The sequence below is a fragment of the Flavobacterium soyangense genome (assembly GCF_015277675.1).
GTDB classification, from domain to species: Bacteria; Bacteroidota; Bacteroidia; order Flavobacteriales; family Flavobacteriaceae; genus Flavobacterium; species Flavobacterium soyangense.
The window spans coordinates 25,493-45,600 of the sequence record NZ_JADHEC010000015.1 but is presented as its reverse complement, the minus strand read 5'-3'; the positions used below and the strand labels follow the sequence as shown (position 1 = coordinate 45,600).

The 20,108-nt window shown below is 33.3% G+C and carries 14 protein-coding genes, 1 tRNA gene and 1 pseudogene; 9 read left to right on the top strand and 7 right to left on the bottom strand.

Going from position 1 to position 20,108, the window contains the following annotated elements:
- Positions 1–26: 26 nt before the first annotated feature.
- On the bottom strand, positions 27–3,149 hold the full coding sequence (locus tag IR213_RS08300) for a SusC/RagA family TonB-linked outer membrane protein (RefSeq protein WP_194311843.1): 3,123 nt from the start codon (positions 3,147–3,149) through the stop codon (positions 27–29).
- Between the two features lie 345 nt (positions 3,150–3,494).
- On the opposite strand from IR213_RS08300, the gene IR213_RS08295 reads away from it, so the two are divergent.
- The gene (locus tag IR213_RS08295; protein WP_194311842.1) at positions 3,495–6,368 is read left to right on the top strand and encodes a helix-turn-helix and ligand-binding sensor domain-containing protein; all 2,874 of its coding nucleotides are present in this window, start codon (positions 3,495–3,497) and stop codon (positions 6,366–6,368) included.
- A gap of 151 nt (positions 6,369–6,519) precedes the next feature.
- Here the strand turns inward: IR213_RS08295 and IR213_RS08290 are convergent.
- A tRNA-Val gene (locus IR213_RS08290) sits at positions 6,520–6,594 on the bottom strand.
- Positions 6,595–6,708: 114 nt separating this feature from the next.
- On the opposite strand from IR213_RS08290, the pseudogene IR213_RS08285 reads away from it, so the two are divergent.
- A pseudogene (locus tag IR213_RS08285) lies at positions 6,709–8,346 on the top strand (ABC transporter ATP-binding protein); the annotation flags it as partial.
- 53 nt (positions 8,347–8,399) lie between these two features.
- Here IR213_RS08285 and IR213_RS08280 read toward each other — a convergent pair.
- Entirely contained in the window at positions 8,400–9,563 is a 1,164-nt protein-coding gene (locus IR213_RS08280) for a proline dehydrogenase family protein (protein ID WP_194311841.1), read from the bottom strand.
- A gap of 92 nt (positions 9,564–9,655) precedes the next feature.
- On the opposite strand from IR213_RS08280, the gene aroB reads away from it, so the two are divergent.
- The 4 genes from aroB (at position 9,656) to IR213_RS08260 (ending at position 13,880) form a co-directional block, all read left to right on the top strand.
- A complete protein-coding gene (gene aroB / locus IR213_RS08275; protein ID WP_194311840.1) occupies positions 9,656–10,723 on the top strand; it encodes a 3-dehydroquinate synthase in 1,068 nt (355 codons plus the stop codon).
- A gap of 288 nt (positions 10,724–11,011) precedes the next feature.
- Positions 11,012–12,412, top strand: coding sequence for a type III PLP-dependent enzyme domain-containing protein (locus IR213_RS08270; RefSeq protein WP_194311839.1), 1,401 nt, complete (start codon positions 11,012–11,014; stop codon positions 12,410–12,412).
- An 82-nt stretch (positions 12,413–12,494) separates the two neighbouring features.
- Positions 12,495–13,466, top strand: a complete 972-nt coding sequence (locus IR213_RS08265) for a deoxyhypusine synthase family protein (RefSeq protein ID WP_194311838.1) — start codon at positions 12,495–12,497, stop codon at positions 13,464–13,466.
- 9 nt (positions 13,467–13,475) lie between these two features.
- Positions 13,476–13,880, top strand: a complete 405-nt coding sequence (locus tag IR213_RS08260) for a DNA primase (RefSeq protein ID WP_194311837.1) — start codon at positions 13,476–13,478, stop codon at positions 13,878–13,880.
- Positions 13,881–13,964: 84 nt separating this feature from the next.
- Here the strand turns inward: IR213_RS08260 and ettA are convergent, their stop codons facing one another.
- Genes ettA through holA form a run of 3 tightly spaced genes read right to left on the bottom strand, consistent with a single transcriptional unit; the run spans position 13,965 to position 16,917 of the window.
- Positions 13,965–15,659 (bottom strand): energy-dependent translational throttle protein EttA, encoded by a 1,695-nt coding sequence (gene ettA / locus IR213_RS08255; protein WP_194311836.1) that lies wholly within the window; start codon positions 15,657–15,659, stop codon positions 13,965–13,967.
- Between the two features lie 20 nt (positions 15,660–15,679).
- Positions 15,680–15,862 carry a CAL67264 family membrane protein gene (locus IR213_RS08250; RefSeq protein ID WP_194311835.1) on the bottom strand — a complete coding sequence of 61 codons (183 nt, stop codon included), beginning with the start codon at positions 15,860–15,862 and terminating at the stop codon, positions 15,680–15,682.
- 50 nt (positions 15,863–15,912) lie between these two features.
- A complete protein-coding gene (holA, locus tag IR213_RS08245) occupies positions 15,913–16,917 on the bottom strand; it encodes a DNA polymerase III subunit delta (protein WP_194311834.1) in 1,005 nt (334 codons plus the stop codon).
- Positions 16,918–16,965: 48 nt separating this feature from the next.
- Here holA and IR213_RS08240 point away from each other — a divergent pair, with 48 nt between their 5' ends.
- Genes IR213_RS08240 through IR213_RS08230 form a run of 3 tightly spaced genes read left to right on the top strand, consistent with a single transcriptional unit; the run spans position 16,966 to position 19,311 of the window.
- Positions 16,966–17,427, top strand: coding sequence for a type I restriction enzyme HsdR N-terminal domain-containing protein (locus IR213_RS08240; RefSeq protein ID WP_194311833.1), 462 nt, complete (start codon positions 16,966–16,968; stop codon positions 17,425–17,427).
- Complete coding sequence (locus tag IR213_RS08235) at positions 17,428–18,432, top strand: glycosyltransferase family 2 protein (RefSeq protein WP_194311832.1); 1,005 nt, start codon at positions 17,428–17,430, stop codon at positions 18,430–18,432.
- Between the two features lie 45 nt (positions 18,433–18,477).
- Entirely contained in the window at positions 18,478–19,311 is an 834-nt protein-coding gene (locus IR213_RS08230) for an OmpA/MotB family protein (RefSeq protein WP_194311831.1), read from the top strand.
- A 111-nt stretch (positions 19,312–19,422) separates the two neighbouring features.
- On the opposite strand, the gene IR213_RS08225 is transcribed toward IR213_RS08230, so the two are convergent.
- A complete protein-coding gene (locus tag IR213_RS08225) occupies positions 19,423–20,043 on the bottom strand; it encodes an L-threonylcarbamoyladenylate synthase (RefSeq protein ID WP_194311830.1) in 621 nt (206 codons plus the stop codon).
- Positions 20,044–20,108: the final 65 nt, after the last annotated feature.

Sequence of the window (20,108 nt, the reverse complement as noted above, 5' to 3'; positions counted from 1 at the left end):
ATTCTTGTTTTTTATTGAAAAATTAGTTAAAATTGTAGAGTGCCTCCAAACTGAAATGATCTGGCTTGAGGGTAATAACCTCTATCTATCCCGGAAATATCGCCACCAATTTCTGGGTCAAAACCAGTATATTTTGTTAGTGTCAGTAAATTTTCACCTGTTATAAAAAGTCTAATTTTTTGTATGCCAATCTTACTTATTACTTCTTTTGGTAAAGAATAACCTATTTGAACGACTTTGAAACGTAAGTAATCTCCTTTTTGTAAAAAGAAATCTGAAGGTGTACTAAAATTACCGTTCGAATCATTATCTGTTACTCTAGGGTATGTATTAGAAGTACCTGGAGCTGTCCAGCGACTTAAAACAGAAGTTTGATAATTGGTAACACCTGCATCTAACCTACGTGTTGCATCAAATATTTTGTTGCCAGCAGCACCTTGCATATTTATTAATAAATCAAATCCTTTGTAATCTGCATTCAATGACATTCCAAAAGTATATTTTGGTAGTGGAGTTCCAAGGAATTTTTTATCCTTTGTACTTTCATAAAGTCCATTCCCATCAATATCAACATAACGAAAATCTCCAGGAACAGCATTAGGTTGTATTAAACCACCAGCTGAATTTTTATAGGCGTTAACTTCTGCCACTGTTTGAAAAATTCCATTTGTTTGTGCACCATAAAATGAACTGAATGACTGTCCTACTTGTGTTCTAGTAACAGCTCCCAAATTGTGAACACTTGCGTTTTGATCTGTAATAAATTCTTTACCAGTACCCAAGAAAGTAACTCTATTTTCTATAAAAGATCCATTTGCGTTTATTGAGAAGTTTACTTCACCTATTTTTTTGCGGTAACCCAATTCAATTTCAATTCCTTTATTGCTTAAGTTTGCAACGTTTGCAGAAGGATCTCCAGTCGCTCCAAGAAAACCAGGTAGTGTAACATTTTGTAATATCCCATTTGTTTTCTTATCAAAGGCTTCGATTGTGAAATTTACAGAACTGAAAAGTCTTGTTTCTAAAGCAATATTCGATTGTGTAGTTTCTTCCCATTTTAAATCTGGGTTTGCTGGTGCATCAGGGCTATTTCCAATAAAAATAGTACCATTAGGACCGTAAGTAAAATTTCTGTTGCTTCCAATAAGAGCTAAAAATTTATTATCTCCAATAGCATCATTTCCTACAATTCCATAACCACCTCTTATTTTTAATGTATTAATTATGTTGTTGACTTTCCAAAAACTTTCTTTAGAAACCACCCATCCTGCAGAAAAAGAGGGGAAAATACCATATTTGTTGTTTGCTCCAAATCTTGACGACCCATCACGTCTAATCACACCTGTAAGAAGGTATTTTTCATTATAGTTGTAATTAAACCTTGAGAATAATGATGTTACTCTATGCTCTTGGCCTGTATATGCACTTGATGATCTTTGATCTGGTGTTGATCCAAAATTGAATGAAGCGTCATGATAGTTTGCTGCAGGAATTCCTGCTACAGAAATACTTAAGCCGCTCACTATGTTATCTATATAAGTCCCTTGACCAATTAATAATGAGAAATCATGCTCCTTGATTTTTTTTACATAAGTAGCTGTATTTTCAATATTCCAAGCGAATCCTTTATTTCTATCTCTTGACAGTCTATTTTGAGCAGTTATGTTTGATCCATTTAAATAAGAAACAGGTGTAAAAGACTCGTTACCATAATAGGATAATTTAGAACCAATAGCTGTTTTTATTTTTAAATTTTTTATAGGAGAGACTTCGATAAAAGCATTTCCTACAAAATCATCGGATATACCCTTATTACCTAATCTTGTTTGAGTATAGGCAAGTGGATTTGTAGGTTCACCTGTAACAACACTAGAAATACCATAAGGGTTTCCATTGGCATCCCTGATAGAATTAACAGGATATAAAGTCAAATTATTTGCTTTAGTTGGATCTGTCTCTATTATTGGGGTAATAGGATCCAAATTTATAGCAGAATTCAATGGCCCTCCAAATTCACTGTTTGTGTTTCCTATCCCAATTGATTCTGTATGCGCAAAACCAAGAGTTTGTCCAACAGTAACGTATTTAGAAAGAATATGATTTGAATTTAAACGAATATTCTTTTTGTTATAGTTTGAGATTTCAGTAGTAACAATACCCTCTTGATCTAGAATACCAAATGAAGCATAAAATGTAGAAACATTATTACCCCCACTTATTCCAACTTCGTGATTAAAACGTGCAGCCCTAGTGTTGAAGATTACTTTTTGCCAATCAGTACCGACTCCTAAAGCAGATAAATTTGGATATACTACAGGTTTACCTGCGGCAATAGCTTTTTCGTTGATAATCGCTCCGTATTGTGTAGCGTTTAACAATTTCAAAGTGTTTTCTGGACTAGATACACCATAAAAACCATTATAGCTTACAGAAATTTTACCTTCTTTTCCCTTTTTTGTTGTAACCAAAATTACACCCGAAGCACCGCGAGTACCGTAAATTGCTTGAGATGCGGCATCTTTAAGCACCTCTATAGATTCTATATCAGACTGATTAACATAGCCAATTCCACCGTTGTCAACTACAACGCCATCTACAACCCAAAGAGGGTTATTCCCGCCTTGACCATCAAAAGTGGTTATTCCTCTAACTCTAATTGTTGAGGAAGAACCAGGTTGCCCAGCATTTGCAAAGACAGAAACTCCAGAAACTCTCCCTTGCAATGCATTCTCGATGCGACCATTGTTAGGGATTTTTTCAAGATCTTTTGCCTTAACACTGGAAATAGCTCCAGTTGTAACACTCTTCTTTTGAGTTCCATATCCTACAACTACAACTTCTTGTAAGGATTGTGACTCGGGGCTTAGTTTTACATCAATACCAGTTCTGCCTTTAATGGATTCCTGAATTGAAGTATAACCCACATAACTAAATACTAAAGTACCACTTGAAGCAGCCTTTATTTGATAATTCCCATCAATATCCGAAGATGTTGCCCTAGTAGTCCCCTTAATTAAAATGGTTACTCCCGGAATGGGTAATCCGCTATCATCTATTACTTTTCCTTTTATGGAAACATCTTGTGCTTGCCCATAAACTGAGAATAGAACAGATAAAAAACAAAAAATAAGTGATTTTGTTAATTTCATTTTTCTAAAATTTTGGTTAATTAATTAGTAATTTGGTATAAAAGTAATCGTATTTTTTAACATTTTATTAAAAATATTTTTTTTTAAAGTATACAAAAACACATCAAAGTTAGTTTTGTAATACTACAAAAACCAATCAAATAAATTTTAAAAATCTAATATTAAGCATATTAAAAATAAATTTAACATTATATTTAAAAAAAAATAACACTACAATTTTAAAAATTCAAACAAATCACAATTTTTAGTAATTTTCTGAAGATTTATGATTACTATATAATCATTATATTTGAAAAAAAATCTTTGTACTATAATTATTATCAAACTATATTTTAAAATTCAATTATGCATTTTACAAACCGCTTCGGAATGCTTTTTTTAATTATATCATTTACAACTCTCTTACATTGTCAGGTAAAAAGCATTGGACTTCCAGAAATTAGAAATTATAAAAGAACCGATTACAAAGGAGGTACACAAAACTGGAATATTGACCAAGATAAAAATGGAAATCTCTATTTTGCTAATAATCATGGTCTTTTTCAATTTGATGGTTCTTCTTGGCACAAATATACTTTGCCAAATAATTCTGTGATTAGATGTGTAAAAATTGAAGATACAGGGAAAATTTTTGTCGGAGGCTATAATGAGTTTGGATATTTTAAATCCAATCCAAAAGGAATACTTGTCTATTATTCATTATCTAAATTTCTAAATAAACAAAAGGCAGCATTTGACATTGTCTGGAAAATACACATTAATAATGATGAAGTAATTTTTCAATCTTTTCAAAGTATTTTTGTGTTTAAAAACAATACACTCCAAATACTCAAACCCTTTTCACGATTTCAGTTTTCTTTTCAGGTAGGCAATAGATTTTATTTCCAAGATATATCCATAGGTTTGATGGAGTACCGAAAAGGAAAACTAATCTCACTTTCTGGCACAACTATTTTAAATAACACTGAGGTATGGGGAATGTTTGCATTGACAGAAAAAAAGATTCTTGTTGCCACTCTTGATAAAGGTTTATTCATATATGAAAATAACAAAATAACTTCATGGAACACCGAGGCAAACAATTTTATTAAGAAAAACAGCTGTTTAGGAGGTATTTCCATCATGAACAATTATATAGTACTTAATTCAGTTTTAAACGGAATTATTATTTGTGATAAAACAGGGCGGATAATTCAGCATATTAATCAAAAAAAAGGTCTTCAAAACAATACTGTGCTTACCTCTTTTGTTGACAACAAAAAAAATCTATGGCTAGGTCTTGATAATGGAATTTCATTCATAAATATCAATTCACCCTTCTCATATTTTGGTTATAGTTATGATTTGAGTACGGTTTATGCAACTGTTATTCATAAAGGAAATCTTTATGTAGCTACAAATCAAGGCGTTTTTTATCATTCATGGGATAAGCCATTCAAAGAAGGGGCTTTTACATTAGTTGAAGGAACCACCGGGCAAGCATGGAATATTCAAGTAATTGATGACCAGTTATTATGTGCGCACAATAGAGGTGCTTTATTAATCACAGGAGGTAAATCCATCAAAACTTTGGATAATGTTATGGGGTATTGGAGTTTTAAGAAAGTTCCAAATCATCCGAATTATATGATTGGATCTAATTACAATGGTTTCTCGCTATTTGAAAAAAAGCCAGAAGGATGGAGATTTTCAAATCAAATTAAAGGGTTTTCTAAATCAGTAGGAGATTATGAAATTGATAATGAAAATATTTGGGTTAAAAAAGATGATGTTATTTATAAAATCATACTAAATGATGATTTTAAAACATTTAAATCTGTTGAAACATACGAAAACATTTCTGCTTCAGATAAAGGAATTGAAAGCATACAACGCATTAGAAACAATATTTATTTCCAAACGAATAATCATTTCTATAAATATTCACAGGAAAAAAATGTGTTTTACAAAGACAATATAATTAGTAATTTATTCAAAAACATTCCTAAAATCAGTTCTATTTATGAGGATAGCTATGGCAATATATGGTATGTCATCAAAGAATCTCTTTGTGTTTTAATGAAAAACAACACAGGAGATTATACAAATATTGAAGCTCCGTTTTTAAATTTAACTCAAAATTTAGTTTATAATAAATTGTCCATAAATACTATTGATCCTGAAAACATCTTTATTGGTCTTACTGATGGATTAGTCCATTATGATTCAAAATCATCTAATAGTTTCGTAACTAAACCTAAAGCTTTTATAAGAAGTTTTTCGTTTTTAGGTGATACAATACTATTTGGAAATGGAAAAACTAAGCTTGAAAAATTTAAAATTCCTTATAAATCAAATTATGTTACTTTCACCTTTTCCTCGCCAACCTATGAGAATATTGAGAACATTAAATTCTCCTATCAATTAGAGGGTTTTGAAGACAAATGGAGCAAATGGACTCCAGCATCAATAAAAGAGTATACAAATTTAAGAGAAGGCAATTACAAAATGAAAGTAAGAGTAGAAAACAGCTATGGGATACAATCTGACGAAACGATTGTTCTTTTTACCATTTTGCCTCCGTGGTACAGACATTTCTTAGCTTACATTTTGTATATTATTTGTATAGCCATCATTATATTTTATATCCGAAAAAGAATAAAAATAAAAATAATGAAAAATAAATACTATGAAACTGTTGAGCAAAGAAGACTATATTTAGAAAAAGAATCAAAAATACGACAGGAACAATTTGACTTAGAAAAAGAAATTGAAAAATTAAAAAATGACAAACTACAAATTAAAATTTTAGCAAAAGACAAAGAATTGGTAAACAACTCATTACAAGTAGCAAAAAAGAATAAAATTCTAAATGGGATTATTCACAAGCTAAAGGATATAGATATTAAATCATTTGATGAATCTGCAAAATTTCAATTTACCAAATTAAATAAAAGTATCATAAAAGAGGTAAATTCAGATCAAAGTTGGAAGGATTTAGAAAAACACATTAAGAATGTTCATTTTGATTTTCTAAAAAGATTAAAAGAAAAATGCCCAACAATCTCTCCTCGTGAATTAGATTTATCAACCTATTTATTGATGAACATGTCTACTAAAGAAATTGCCGAGATTATGAACATTTCTATAGGCGGAGTAGAATTAGCGCGTTACAGATTAAGAAAAAAACTGGAACTCAATAAGAAAGAAAATCTTATCGGTTTCTTGATGAACATATGAAACATAGAAAATTGTTAAAAGAAGTCCAAAGTTCTATAGTTTATTTTTTTTAAAAGTTTACTTTTAAATGAGTCCAACTATTTAAATTATTTACTAAAAAAAAGCTATAAAAAAAACCTCAAGAAATAAACTTGAGGTTTTAGGTAACTTGTGGGCGATGAGGGGTTCGAACCCCCGACCCCCTCGGTGTAAACGAGGTGCTCTGAACCAGCTGAGCTAATCGCCCTAATTGTGGGTGCAAATATATATAGTAGATATTGAATTCACAAACAAAAATCAAAAAAATTTAATTTTTATCCAAAATGAAATACAACTTATTTTTTAGCATTGAATCAGTATAGTAGCTTTTCCAAAATTAATGGGAATGTTGGTTGACTGTGTCAAGGATAAAAGTTATTCCCAAGTCAACAAAATCGCTTTATTACTGATTGGAATATTATTTTTGCAATCCATTTTTTCTTTTTTCAGAGTATCCTTATTCGTGAATTTTACGGAACACACCCTCGCCAATCTTCGCCTTTCGTTATACAGCAATTTGGTAAAACTGCCAATGTCTTTTTTTTCGCATAAACGAGTTGGAGAATTAAACAGCCGCATCAGTTCTGATATCACGCAAATTCAAGACACATTAACCACTACTATCGCTGAATTTTTGCGTCAATTCATTTTAATCATTGGTGGCGTAATTTTATTGGCCACTGAGAGCATTAAACTAACCTTATTAATGCTTTCCGTTGTTCCACTTGTTGCTGTTGCTGCAGTTATTTTTGGAAGATTCATTCGGAAATACTCCAAAAAAGTACAAGATCAGGTTGCCGAAAGTCAAGTTATTGTTGAAGAAACAATGCAAGGAATCAGTATTGTGAAGGCTTTCGCCAATGAATGGTATGAAATTGCCCGCTATAAAGGAAAAATAAACGAAGTGGTGAAACTGGCCATCAAAGGCGGAAAATACAGAGGTTACTTTGCTTCCTTCATTATTTTCTGTTTATTTGGCGCTATCGTTGCTGTGGTTTGGTTTGGCGTGAGATTGAGCATCAGCGGCGAAATGAGCGTGGGACAATTAATTTCCTTTGTTTTGTATTCCACATTTGTTGGTGCTTCTTTTGGCGGAATTGCCGAGCTTTATGCCCAGATTCAAAAAGCCGTTGGAGCCACTGAACGCGTTTTTGAATTATTGGATGAAACTCCTGAAAAAATTAACTCTACCCAAATTTTGCATTCCGTTCAAAAGATACAAGGCAATGTTACTTTTAAAAATGTGGGGTTCACCTACCCTTCCAGAAAAGAAATGAAAGTGTTGAAAGGCGTAAATTTTACGGCTAACTTTGGCCAAAAAATAGCCATTGTGGGACCAAGCGGTGTTGGAAAATCCACAATTGCCTCCTTATTGTTGCGCTTTTATGATATTGACAGTGGCGAAATATTGATAGACGGCAAAAACATTTACGATTATGATTTAGAAAATCTTCGCGGGAATATGAGTATTGTACCTCAAGATGTGATTCTTTTTGGAGGAACCATCAAAGAAAATATTGCTTACGGAAAACCAGACGCCACAGATGAAGAAATTATTTTAGCCTCAAAACAAGCCAATGCTTTGAGTTTTATTGAAAGTTTTCCGGAAAAATTTGAAACTGTCGTTGGCGAACGCGGTGTTAAACTTTCTGGAGGACAAAGACAACGTGTTGCCATTGCGAGAGCCTTGCTCAAAAACCCAAGTATTTTAATATTGGACGAAGCCACATCATCATTAGACAGTGAAAGTGAAAAACTGGTTCAAGAAGCCTTGGAAATCTTAATGGAAGGAAGAACGAGTATTATTATTGCACACCGTCTTTCGACTATTCGTAGTGCAGATCAGATTTTAGTGTTGGACAAAGGTGTCATTTCAGAACAAGGAACGCATCAGGAACTGATTGCTTTGGAAAACGGCATTTATAAAAATCTGAGCAATTTGCAGTTTAGTCATTCATAAATAAGAAAAGACCTGACAGGTTATATAAACCTGTCAGTCTTTCCATTAAATAATTACTTTCCTTTTCTTCTGTTTCTTTCCGCTTTTATCATAGACAATTCGCGGCTGGTTTGTCCCGCTACCGAAGTGTTTTCTTCGGCACGGCGAATCAAGTAGGGCATAACATCTTTTACAGGTCCGAAAGGCAAATATTTAGCAACATTATAGCCGTTTGCAGCTAAATTAAAACTGATATTATCACTCATTCCGTATAATTGACCAAACCAAATTCTTTCATCATTTGATTCTATCCCTTTTTCTTCCATTAAATCCATCAAGAAATAAGTACTCAATTCATTATGGGTTCCTGCAAAAACAGCCATCTTATTGTCAACCATATATTTTACAGCGGCATCGTAATTCTCATCTGTAGCTTCTTTTGAAGTGCAAATAGGTGTTGGATACCCCTTTTCAATGGAGCGCTCATTTTCTTTTTCCATATAAGCGCCACGCACTAATTTCATTCCAATGTGAAAACCTTCAGAATTTGCTTTATCGTGTAGTTTTTTCAAGAAATCCAATCGATCCCAACGGTACATTTGCAAAGTATTAAAAACAATTGGTTTTAATTTATTGTATTTCTTCATCATTTTTTCAACCAAAGAATCGACTGCATCTTGCATCCAGCTTTCTTCGGCATCAATTAATAATGCAACATCGTTATCGTAAGATGCCTTGCACACTTTATCAAAACGAGCGACTACTTTGTTCCATTCTTCGTCTTCGACTGGTGTTAGTTTTTTTCCTAAACCAACTTGCTCATACAAATCTATACGACCAAAACCAGATGGTTTAAAAACAGCAAAGGGGATTGCCGTTTTTTCCTTGGCAAAATCAATCAGTTTTAAGGTTTTCTCTAAAACTGCATCAAACTGTTCTTCTTCTTCCTTACCTTCAACAGAATAATCCAAAACAGAGGAAACTCCTTTGGCGAACATTTTATCCACTACAGGAATGCAATCATCTTCGTTAACACCACCACAAAAATGGTCGAAAACAGTAGCACGGATCAAACCTTCGACCGGTAAATTTGCCTTTATGGCAAAATTTGTCACCGCAGTTCCTATTCGAACCAAAGGCTGATTATCAATTAATTTGAAAAGAAAATAAGCTCTATCCAGTTCGGTATCGCTTTTTAATGAAAAGGCAATTTGTGTGTTATTGAATAAATTTTTCATTTTTTGTTATATTTTTACACAAATATAAAGAGAGTTTTGAATATTATTCAGTAAAAATTACCTTATTTTGCGGTTTCAATCAATAAAATAAAATGCAAACTATTCAAGCCAATAATTATCCCATTTATTTTAACGAAAAGGGATATGAAGCCTTAAATTCGTTCCTAAACGAAAGTAAATATTCGAACCTATTTATCATTGTTGACAACAATACCAATGAGTTTTGTTTGTCAAGATTTCTTCCTTTTTTGGAAACCAATCTTACTATAGAAATTGTTGAATTTGAAGCGGGTGAACCCAATAAAAATATTGAGACTTGTGTCCAAATATGGAATGTTCTAACTGAACTTGGTGCCGACAGAAAAAGTCTGATTATCAATGTTGGAGGAGGTGTTGTCACTGATTTAGGCGGTTTTGTAGCTTCAACGTTTAAAAGAGGAATAGATTTCATTCATATTCCAACCACTTTACTTTCTATGGTTGATGCTTCAGTAGGCGGAAAAACCGGTGTTGATTTAGGCAATTTAAAAAACCAGATTGGTGTTATCAATGTTCCAAAAATGGTGCTTATTGACACTCAATATTTAGAAACCCTTTCTAAAAAAGAGATGCGTTCTGGACTTGCCGAAATGCTCAAGCACGGATTAATTTACGACGCAACTTATTGGGGGAAATTCCTGGATTTAAAAGCCATTGATTTCGCCGATTTTGATGAATTAATATACCGTTCTGTCGAAATAAAAAATGAAATTGTCACTCAGGATCCAACCGAAAAAAATATTCGAAAAGCATTAAACTTTGGCCATACCCTTGGCCACGCCATCGAAAGTTATTTTTTAGAGAATGAAAACAAAGAATCATTGTTGCATGGAGAGGCTATTGCCATAGGAATGATATTAGAAAGTTTTATTTCGTTAGAAAAAGGTTTGATTACTCCTGATGAATACCACCAAATAAAATCAACCATAAAAACGATTTATGATGACGTGGTTTTTGAAGAAAGTGACATTGAACCGATATTGGAATTATTGATTCACGACAAAAAAAATGAATACGGAAACATCCAGTTTGCATTGATTGATGGAATTGGAAAAATAATGATTAATCAATCTGTTGAAAACGAATTAATTCTGAAGGCTTTCGAAGATTATAAATCATAATTTTTTTACTCAAAAGGATTACTTTGGTATTCAATATTTTTTTACATTTGCTGCAATGAAAAAAAGTCAAAACACACGAAATTATAGTTTCATAAAAAACGAAAACAGTAGCTCTTTTTTAAGAATATTGAGACGCTTTTTTACTATTAAAGATACTTTTAGTTTTACTCTTTTTTCTTATTTGAAAGCCGAAAATGAGAAACTTCAAATTGTTTATGCCAATATTAGGGTTTGAATTTTAGTATAATTTATTTTTTGAATACAATAATCTAAAATACTAAAAATCAAATGAATACTAAATATTTCGACTTAATAAATCAAACTTACTATTTTCCTCAAGAAGAATTTACTTTAAATAAAGACAACCTTGAGTTTCACAATATTGACTTGATGAAACTTGTGGAAGAATACGGAACACCCTTAAAATTTACCTATTTACCTCAGATTTCCAATAACATCAACAAAGCCAAAAACTGGTTTCGTAAATCGATGGAGAAAAACAATTATGAGGCCAAATACTACTATTGTTATTGCACAAAAAGTTCTCATTTTGAATATGTAATGAACGAAGCTTTCAAGAACAATATCCATATTGAAACCTCTTCGGCTTTTGATATAAATATTGTTGAAAATCTTTTGGCTTCGGGAAAAATCAACAAAAGTACTTATGTGATTTGTAACGGGTTCAAAAGAGATCAATACATCGAAAACATTGCCCGATTAATTAATAACGGACATAAAAACACGATTCCCATTATTGACAATTACGAAGAACTTGACATTTTGCAAGATAAAATCAAAAGAAAATTCAAAATCGGAATTCGTATTGCAGCCGAGGAAGAACCAAAATTTGAATTTTATACTTCCCGTCTTGGAATTGGTTACAAGAACATCGTTCAGTTTTATAAAAAGCAAATTCAGGATAATAAAAAGCTGGAGCTTAAAATGCTGCATTTTTTTATTAATACCGGTATCAATGACAATGCCTATTATTGGAACGAATTAGTGAAATGTATCAAAGTGTACGTTGCGTTGAAAAAAGAATGTCCAACATTGGATGGATTAAACATCGGTGGAGGATTTCCAATCAAAAACTCTTTGGCATTTGAATATGATTACCAATATATGATTGACGAAATTATCAATCAGATTAAGATCGCCTGTGATGAAGCCGAAGTGGATGTACCCAATATTTTTACCGAATTTGGTTCTTATACTGTTGGCGAAAGTGGCGGTGCCATCTATCAAATTCTGTATCAAAAACAACAAAATGACAGAGAAAAATGGGATATGATTGATTCCTCTTTTATTACCACCTTACCGGATACCTGGGCCATAAACAGACGTTTCATCATGTTAGCCATCAACAGATGGAATGACACTTACGAAAGAGTTTTACTAGGCGGAATGACTTGTGACAGTGATGATTATTACAATTCTGAGCAAAATATGAATGCCATTTATTTGCCCAAATACAATAAAGAAAAGCCCCTTTACATTGGTTTTTTTAATACCGGTGCCTATCAGGAAACAATAGGCGGTTACGGAGGGTTGCATCACTGTTTGATTCCTCAACCCAAACACATATTAATTGATCGTGATGAAAACGGAATCCTAGCCACCGAAATTTTCTCAGAACAACAAACTGCTGAGGAGGTTTTGAAAATATTAGGCTACGACAAAAAATAATTTAAAAGTTTTCATTGTAGTTTTCAAAAAAATATATTTTCTTTGAACAGTCAAATATTAGCTTTAAACAATAATAATAAAAATGAGTAAAGGACCAATCAGTCAGTTTATTGAAAAGCATTATTTGCATTTTAATTCAGCATCCTTAGTTGATGCAGCAAAGGCTTACGAGCAACAATTAGCCAACGGGGCAAAAATGATGGTGAGTATGGCTGGTGCAATGAGCACCGCCGAAATAGGTAAAATTTTCGCAGAAATAATTCGTCAGGATAAAGTACAAATTATTTCATGCACAGGAGCAAATCTTGAAGAAGACATAATGAATCTGGTTGCACATTCACATTATGAAAGAGTGCCACATTATCGAGATTTAACACCAGAAGATGAGTGGGCTTTACTGGAAAGAGGATTGAACCGTGTTACAGATACTTGCATACCTGAACATGAAGCATTTCGTCGTTTGCAAAAACATATTTATAAAATATGGAAAGATGCCGATGACAAAGGAGAAAGATATTTCCCTCACGAGTTTATGTATAAAATGTTACTTTCGGGAGTTCTTGAAGAATATTACGAAATTGATTTAAAAGATAGCTGGATGTATGCTGCTGCAGAGAAAAATTTACCTATTATTGTACCGGGATGGGAAGATAGCACGATGGGAAATATTTTTGCTTCCTATGTTATAAAAGGTGATTTAAAAGCATCTACAATGAAATCCGGTATTGAGTATATGGTTTACTTATCTGATTGGTATCCAAAAAACAGTTCAAACGGCGTTGGCTTTTTCCAAATTGGTGGTGGAATTGCGGGAGATTTTCCTATTTGTGTCGTACCAATGTTATATCAGGATATGGAAATCCATGACATACCTTTTTGGAGTTATTTCTGTCAGATTTCGGATTCAACAACCAGTTATGGCTCTTATTCCGGAGCGGTGCCAAACGAAAAAATTACTTGGGGAAAATTGGACATAAAAACTCCAAAATTTATTATCGAGTCGGATGCCACTATAGTGGCTCCCTTAATTTTTGCTTATTTATTAGACCTATAGATTGATTTTATGAAAAGAGTAATTGTAGATTACGCAAAACTAACCCACGAAATTTTAAACCTTTTGGTAGATAAATTTCCTGATGGCTATGACGACTCCAACATTATCCGTTTTAGAAATGCCCAAAACGAGTTAATAGAGGCTGTGGAAGTTAAAACTGAAGATACCATTTTTTTGGTAAAAATCAGCACAAATCTTGCTGATAGAATAGAAAATTATGATGAAGATGATGAAATCGCTGCCGAAATAGAACCATTAGAAGAAGGTCTTGACCTTGACGAAGAAGATGATGATATTGATGATGGTGATAGTCTTGATAAACCTGACTTTAAAGACGAAGATGATTCAGATGACGACGACGACGATGATGATGAAAAAGATGTCGCAGACGAAGATGATGAAGACGAAGATTAAGAATAAATAAACTGTATATAATAAAAAAAGAGGATATCTAAATGGATATCCTCTTTTTGTTTTTGCATTTAAGAAATTTAATATTTAACTCCTAATCAATTTTCTATATTTCAATCGTTTCGGAGTTAAATCTCCGCCTAATCGCTTCTTTTTGTTCTCCTCATAATCAGAAAATCCGCCTTCAAAATAATACACTTCGGAGTTGCCTTCAAAAGCTAGAATGTGGGTGCAAATTCTGTCCAAGAACCATCTGTCGTGCGAAATCACAACGGCACAACCTGCGAAATTTTCCAATCCTTCTTCTAAAGCGCGAAGCGTGTTGATGTCCAAATCATTCGTTGGTTCATCCAGTAACAATACATTTCCTTCTTCTTTTAAAGTCATAGCAAGGTGCAAACGGTTTCGTTCTCCACCCGAAAGCATAGAAACTTTCTTATTTTGTTCACCACCCCCAAAATTGAATCGGCTCAAATAAGCACGAGAATTCACTTGTCGTCCACCCATCATAATCAATTCCTGACCATCGGCAAAGTTTTCCCAAATGGATTTGTTTACATCAATATTAGAATGTGCCTGATCCACATAAGCAATTTTTACGGTGTCACCAATCAAAAATTCACCGGCATCCGGTTCAATTTCACCCATAATCATTTTGAAAATAGTTGATTTACCAGCACCATTTGGCCCAATAATTCCAACAATTCCAGCTTGAGGCAATTTAAAATTCAAGTTGTCATACAGTAATTTATCACCAAAAGCTTTCGCTACATTTCTAGCTTCGATTACATTTGTCCCCAATCTCGGACCATTTGGAATATAGATTTCCAGATTTTCATCCAGTTGTTTTTGATCTTCATTCAAGAGTTTATCGTAGTTCTGCAAACGCGCTTTTTGTTTGGTTTGGCGACCTTTGGCACCTTGACGAACCCAATCCAACTCACGTTCCAAAGTCTTTCTGCGTTTAGAAGCCACTTTTTCTTCCAATGCCATTCGACCTGATTTTTGTTCTAACCAAGATGAATAATTTCCTTTCCAAGGAATACCTTCTCCTCTATCGAGTTCTAAAATCCAACCTGCAACATTGTCTAAGAAATATCTGTCGTGAGTTACGGCAATTACAGTTCCTGCGTATTGTGCCAAATGTTGTTCTAACCAAAGTACACTTTCTGCATCCAGGTGATTCGTAGGCTCATCCAAAAGCAAAACATCAGGTTGTTGCAATAACAAACGACATAAGGCTACACGACGTCGCTCTCCACCAGACAAATTCTTGATGGGTGTATCACCTTCCGGAGTGCGTAACGCATCCATCGCAATTTCTAACTTAGTATCGATTTCCCATGCACCTAGAGCATCAATTTTATCCTGCAAAGCAGCCTGACGATCCATTAACTTGTCCATTTTATCCGCATCTTCATAGTTTTCCGGAAGACCAAACAAATCGTTTATATCATTATACTCTTTTAGAACTGCCATTGTTTCGGCAACTCCCTCTTGAACAATTTCGAGAACAGTTTTTGTTTCGTCCAATTGTGGATCTTGCTCTAAATACCCCACGGTATAGCCGGGCTGAAAAACTACATCACCTTGGTAATTTTTATCAACACCAGCAATAATTCTTAACAATGAAGACTTTCCTGAACCATTTAATCCTAAAATCCCAATTTTTGCACCGTAAAAGAAACTCAAATAGATGTTTTTTAGTACTGGTTTATCTGCTCCTGTATAGGTTTTACTCAATTTTTGCATTGAGAAAATTACTTTTTTATCGTCAGCCATTTTTATATTTTAAATAATTATTACAATCTTCCTTTTAAAGAACTAAATACCCACGCATTAGCCAAAAACCCAACTCCAACTGCTGCAAATCCCCAACCTGCAACATCATCATATCTAAAAGCACCTAATCCTATAAGTAATAATCCCATAACTAACATCAATAGTGTAGCCCATCCTAAAACGGTATTTTTATTCATTCCCATAATTATTCCTTATTATATTTTAAAGATGCAAATATCGCAAATTTTAAATGCTAATTAAATATTTTATATAGCATTTCTCTCAATAAATCCGATTGAGACAAAGCATTAGCGCCAACTCCTTTACTTTTTACATCAACATCGCGCAAAGAAGAAACAATTTGGCTTACCTTTTTCATCGGATAATTTTTGAGTGCCAAATCATAATCCTTTAAGAAAAAAGGATTTACTCCCAAAACTGATGCAACATTTCTTGGGTTTCGATCTTTTAATCCGTGGTATTTCAAAAGTTTGATAAAAAAACCAAATACCGTGCTCGTAGTTACGACCAAAGGATTTGCTTTCTGATTGTCAGAGAAATACTGTACAATTTGAAAGGCTTTCAATTGGTTTTTGGAGCCCAAAGCATTTAACAATTCAAAATTATTGAAGTCTTTGCTGAAACCAATGTTTTCCTCAATATGTTTGGGCGTTATGGTGCTGCCTATTGGCAAAATGATTTGCAATTTTTCGAGTTCATTATTGATTTTACTCAAGTCTGTGCCAAGAAACTCCACCAACATCGCATTGGCTTTAGGCTCTATCGAATAACTTTTTCCGGATAAAACACGTTTAATCCAGTCGCCTACTTGATTATCATATAACTTTTTGCTTTCGTAAACCACGCCTATTTTGTCCAACATTTTGGTCATTTTTTTGCGTTTGTCCAAAGTTTTGTATTTATAACAAAAAACCAAAACCGTTGATTGCAATGGGTTTTCAACATAGCTTTCGAGTTTGTCGATCGTTCTAGACAAATCCTGCGCTTCTTTGACAATCACAACTTGGTGTTCCGCCATCATTGGGTAACGTTTAGCAGTCGAAATAACATCTTCTATAGAAACATCACGTCCATACAAAACGGTTTGATTAAAGCCTTTTTCATCTTCTGACAACACGTTTTGCTCAATATAATCGGACAATTTGTCAATATAATAGGGTTCTTCACCCATCAAAAAATAGATCGGTTTAATGTTGCCTGTTTGTATGTCTTTGACTATTTTTAAAACTTCATCCATTTTGTCTATTCTCTTTTATCTATTCGCTAAAAGTCTTACTTTTGCTTTATGCAGCAACTTAATTTTCCTTCTTATTCTTTCCGTTTCAAAAATAGCGAAAATAAAGTGTCAATTTTTGATGAAATCAGGAAAAAATTTATCATTCTCACACCCGAAGAATGGGTTCGGCAGCACGTCGTTCGGTTTTTATTGGAAGAGAAAAAATATCCAAAATCATTAATTAACGTCGAGAAAGTTCTCAATGTCAATGGGTTGCGAAAAAGATACGATGTTGTCGTTTTCAATCCAGATGGTTCCATCTTTGTTTTAGTCGAATGCAAATCTCCAGAAATTAAAACGGCTCAAGCCACTTTTGACCAAATTGCCCGCTACAATATGACTTTGAAAGCGGAATATATGATGGTAACCAACGGTCATAATCATTACTTTTGTCAAATGGATTTTGAGAACAGGAAATATGAGTTTATGAATGAATTGCCAGATTACAAATCAAAAAATGAAATAATCTAAATGAAAATAGCAGTAGTAATCCTCAATTGGAATGGTGAAAAATTGTTAGAACAGTTTTTACCTTCGATTGTCCAATATTCCCAAGAAGCTACTGTTTATGTTGCCGATAATGCTTCGACAGATGATTCTATTTCCTACATTAAAGCTTTTTTTCCAACGGTTAAAATTATCAAAAACGAAAGCAATCTTGGCTTTGCCGAAGGGTACAATGAAGCTTTAAAAGGTGTTGATGCGGAGCTATTTGCTTTGGTTAATTCGGATATTGAAGTGACTGAAAATTGGTTAAAACCAATCCTTAACACTTTCGAAAAAGAACCTAAAACTGCCATAATCCAACCGAAAATCTTGGATTATAAAAACAAAGAATACTTCGAATATGCCGGTGCTGCCGGTGGTTTTACGGACAAATATGGTTACATGTTTTGCCGGGGACGCATTTTTGAAACTTTGGAAAAAGACAACGGACAATACGATGACAATTGCGAAATATTTTGGGCTTCCGGAGCTTGTTTTTTTATTAGGAGTTCCGTTTATAAGGAACTGAAAGGTTTTGACGGTGATTTTTTTGCGCATCAGGAAGAAATCGATTTGTGTTGGCGCGCATTCAATAAAGGACATATAATAAAATACAATTCGGAATCGGTAGTTTATCACGTTGGCGGAGCAACTTTGCAACAAGGAAACTCAATGAAAACCTTTTTGAATTTTAGAAATTCATTGTTGATGCTGGTAAAAAACCTACCCAAAAATCAATTGTTTCCTGTGATTTCCATTCGTCTTGTTTTGGACGGAATTGCCGGAATACAATTTCTATTGCAAGGAAAATTCAAGCATTTATTGGCTATATTAAAAGCTCATTTTGAATTTTATCGCCTTTTCTCAAATAATTATAAGAAAAGAGACCAATTTCAATCCAATAAATACTATAAAGTTAAAAGTATCGTTTATCTATACTTTATTAAGAAAATTAAAGTATTTAGTAATATATTTGCTACTACTAAATAGTAAAACTAACTTTGTAATTCATGTTTAATTAAAATTTTAACTTTTATGAAAAAAATTGTAATTGCCTTATCCTTCTTTATGCTTTTGACTTCTTGTGTTTCAAAGAAACAATATGCTGCATTAGAAGCCAAAAACAAGGAAACCCAAGATTTATTGAACACTTGTACTGTAAAATTGAATTCTTGTTTAGAAGAAAAAGCAGGTCTTAAAGCTACTGTTGAAGGCTTAAAAGAGCACAATCAGACTTTGATTTCCCAATCTAAAGACATGACTGTTTTGAGTACAAAAGGAGCTGAAAACATTGAAAAAGCCTTAGAATCTATCAAAGAAAAAGATTTAAAAATCAGCAGAATGCAAGACGCTTTAACTAAAAAAGACAGTGTTACTCTAGCTGTTGTAACAAGTTTAAAAGCTTCGGTTGGAATTTCGGATCCAGACATCGAAATAAATGTTGAAAAAGGAGTGGTTTTTATTCAAATTGCCGATAAATTATTATTTAAAAGTGGTAGTTACGATGTAACCGATAAAGCAAAATCAGTTTTGGCAAAAGTAGCAAAAGTGGTGAATGACAAACCAGATTTTGAATGTATGGTGGAAGGGAATACAGATAACGTTCCTTTCAACGGAAATGGTGTTTTGCTTGACAACTGGGATCTAAGTGTAAAACGTTCTACTTCAATCATTCGCGTTTTAGCCGGTGATTTGGGAGTTAATCCAGCTCAATTGATTGCTGCAGGAAGAAGTTCTTATACTCCTTTGGTTGCAAATGACACTCCTGAAAACAGAGCAAAAAATAGAAGAACTCGTATCGTTGTGTTACCAAAAATTGACCAATTTTATGAAATGGTTGAAAAAGAAATGAAAAAACAACAAAATTAAGCAGGCTACTAGCAGATTTCAGTTTGCAGGTGACAGAAACAAAAAAAACGTCTCGAGAAATCGGGACGTTTTTCATTTATATACTGTTATCTGAAATCTGTTATCTGAAAATTAAAGAATATCTAAACTCCCCTTACCTTCTCTTACTACAATTGGTTCATCACCTGATAAATCGATAATGGTAGAAGCTTGATTGTCACCATAACCGCCATCAATAACCATATCGACTAAATTTTGCCATTTCTCGAAAATAAGTTCCGGGTCGGTGGTGTATTCAATCACTTCATCTTCATCATAAATGGATGTGGAAACTATAGGATTGCCTAATTGTCGAACGATTTCCAAAGCAATTGAATTATCCGGAATACGAATACCGACAGTGGTTTTTTTCTTGAATTCTTTGGGTAAATTGTTATTTCCAGGTAAAATAAAAGTGTATGGGCCAGGCAAAGCTCTTTTTAATATTTTGAAAGTCGCCGTGTCAATCTGTTTCACATAATCTGAAAGATTACTCAAATCATAACAAATAAAGGAAAAATTGGCTTTGTCCAACTTCACTCCTTTTATCTTGGCAATGCGTTCCAAAGCCTTAGTATTGGTAATATCGCAACCCAAACCGTAAACAGTGTCGGTTGGATAAATCACTAAACCGCCGTCTTTTAAAACTTTTACGACTTTCGCAATTGCTGCTTCGTTAGGTTTGTCTTCGTATATTTTTATGAACTGTGCCATTTTAATTTAAAGTTTAAATTGTTTAAAGTTTAAAGTTCTTCTAATATACAACTTTAAAACTTAAA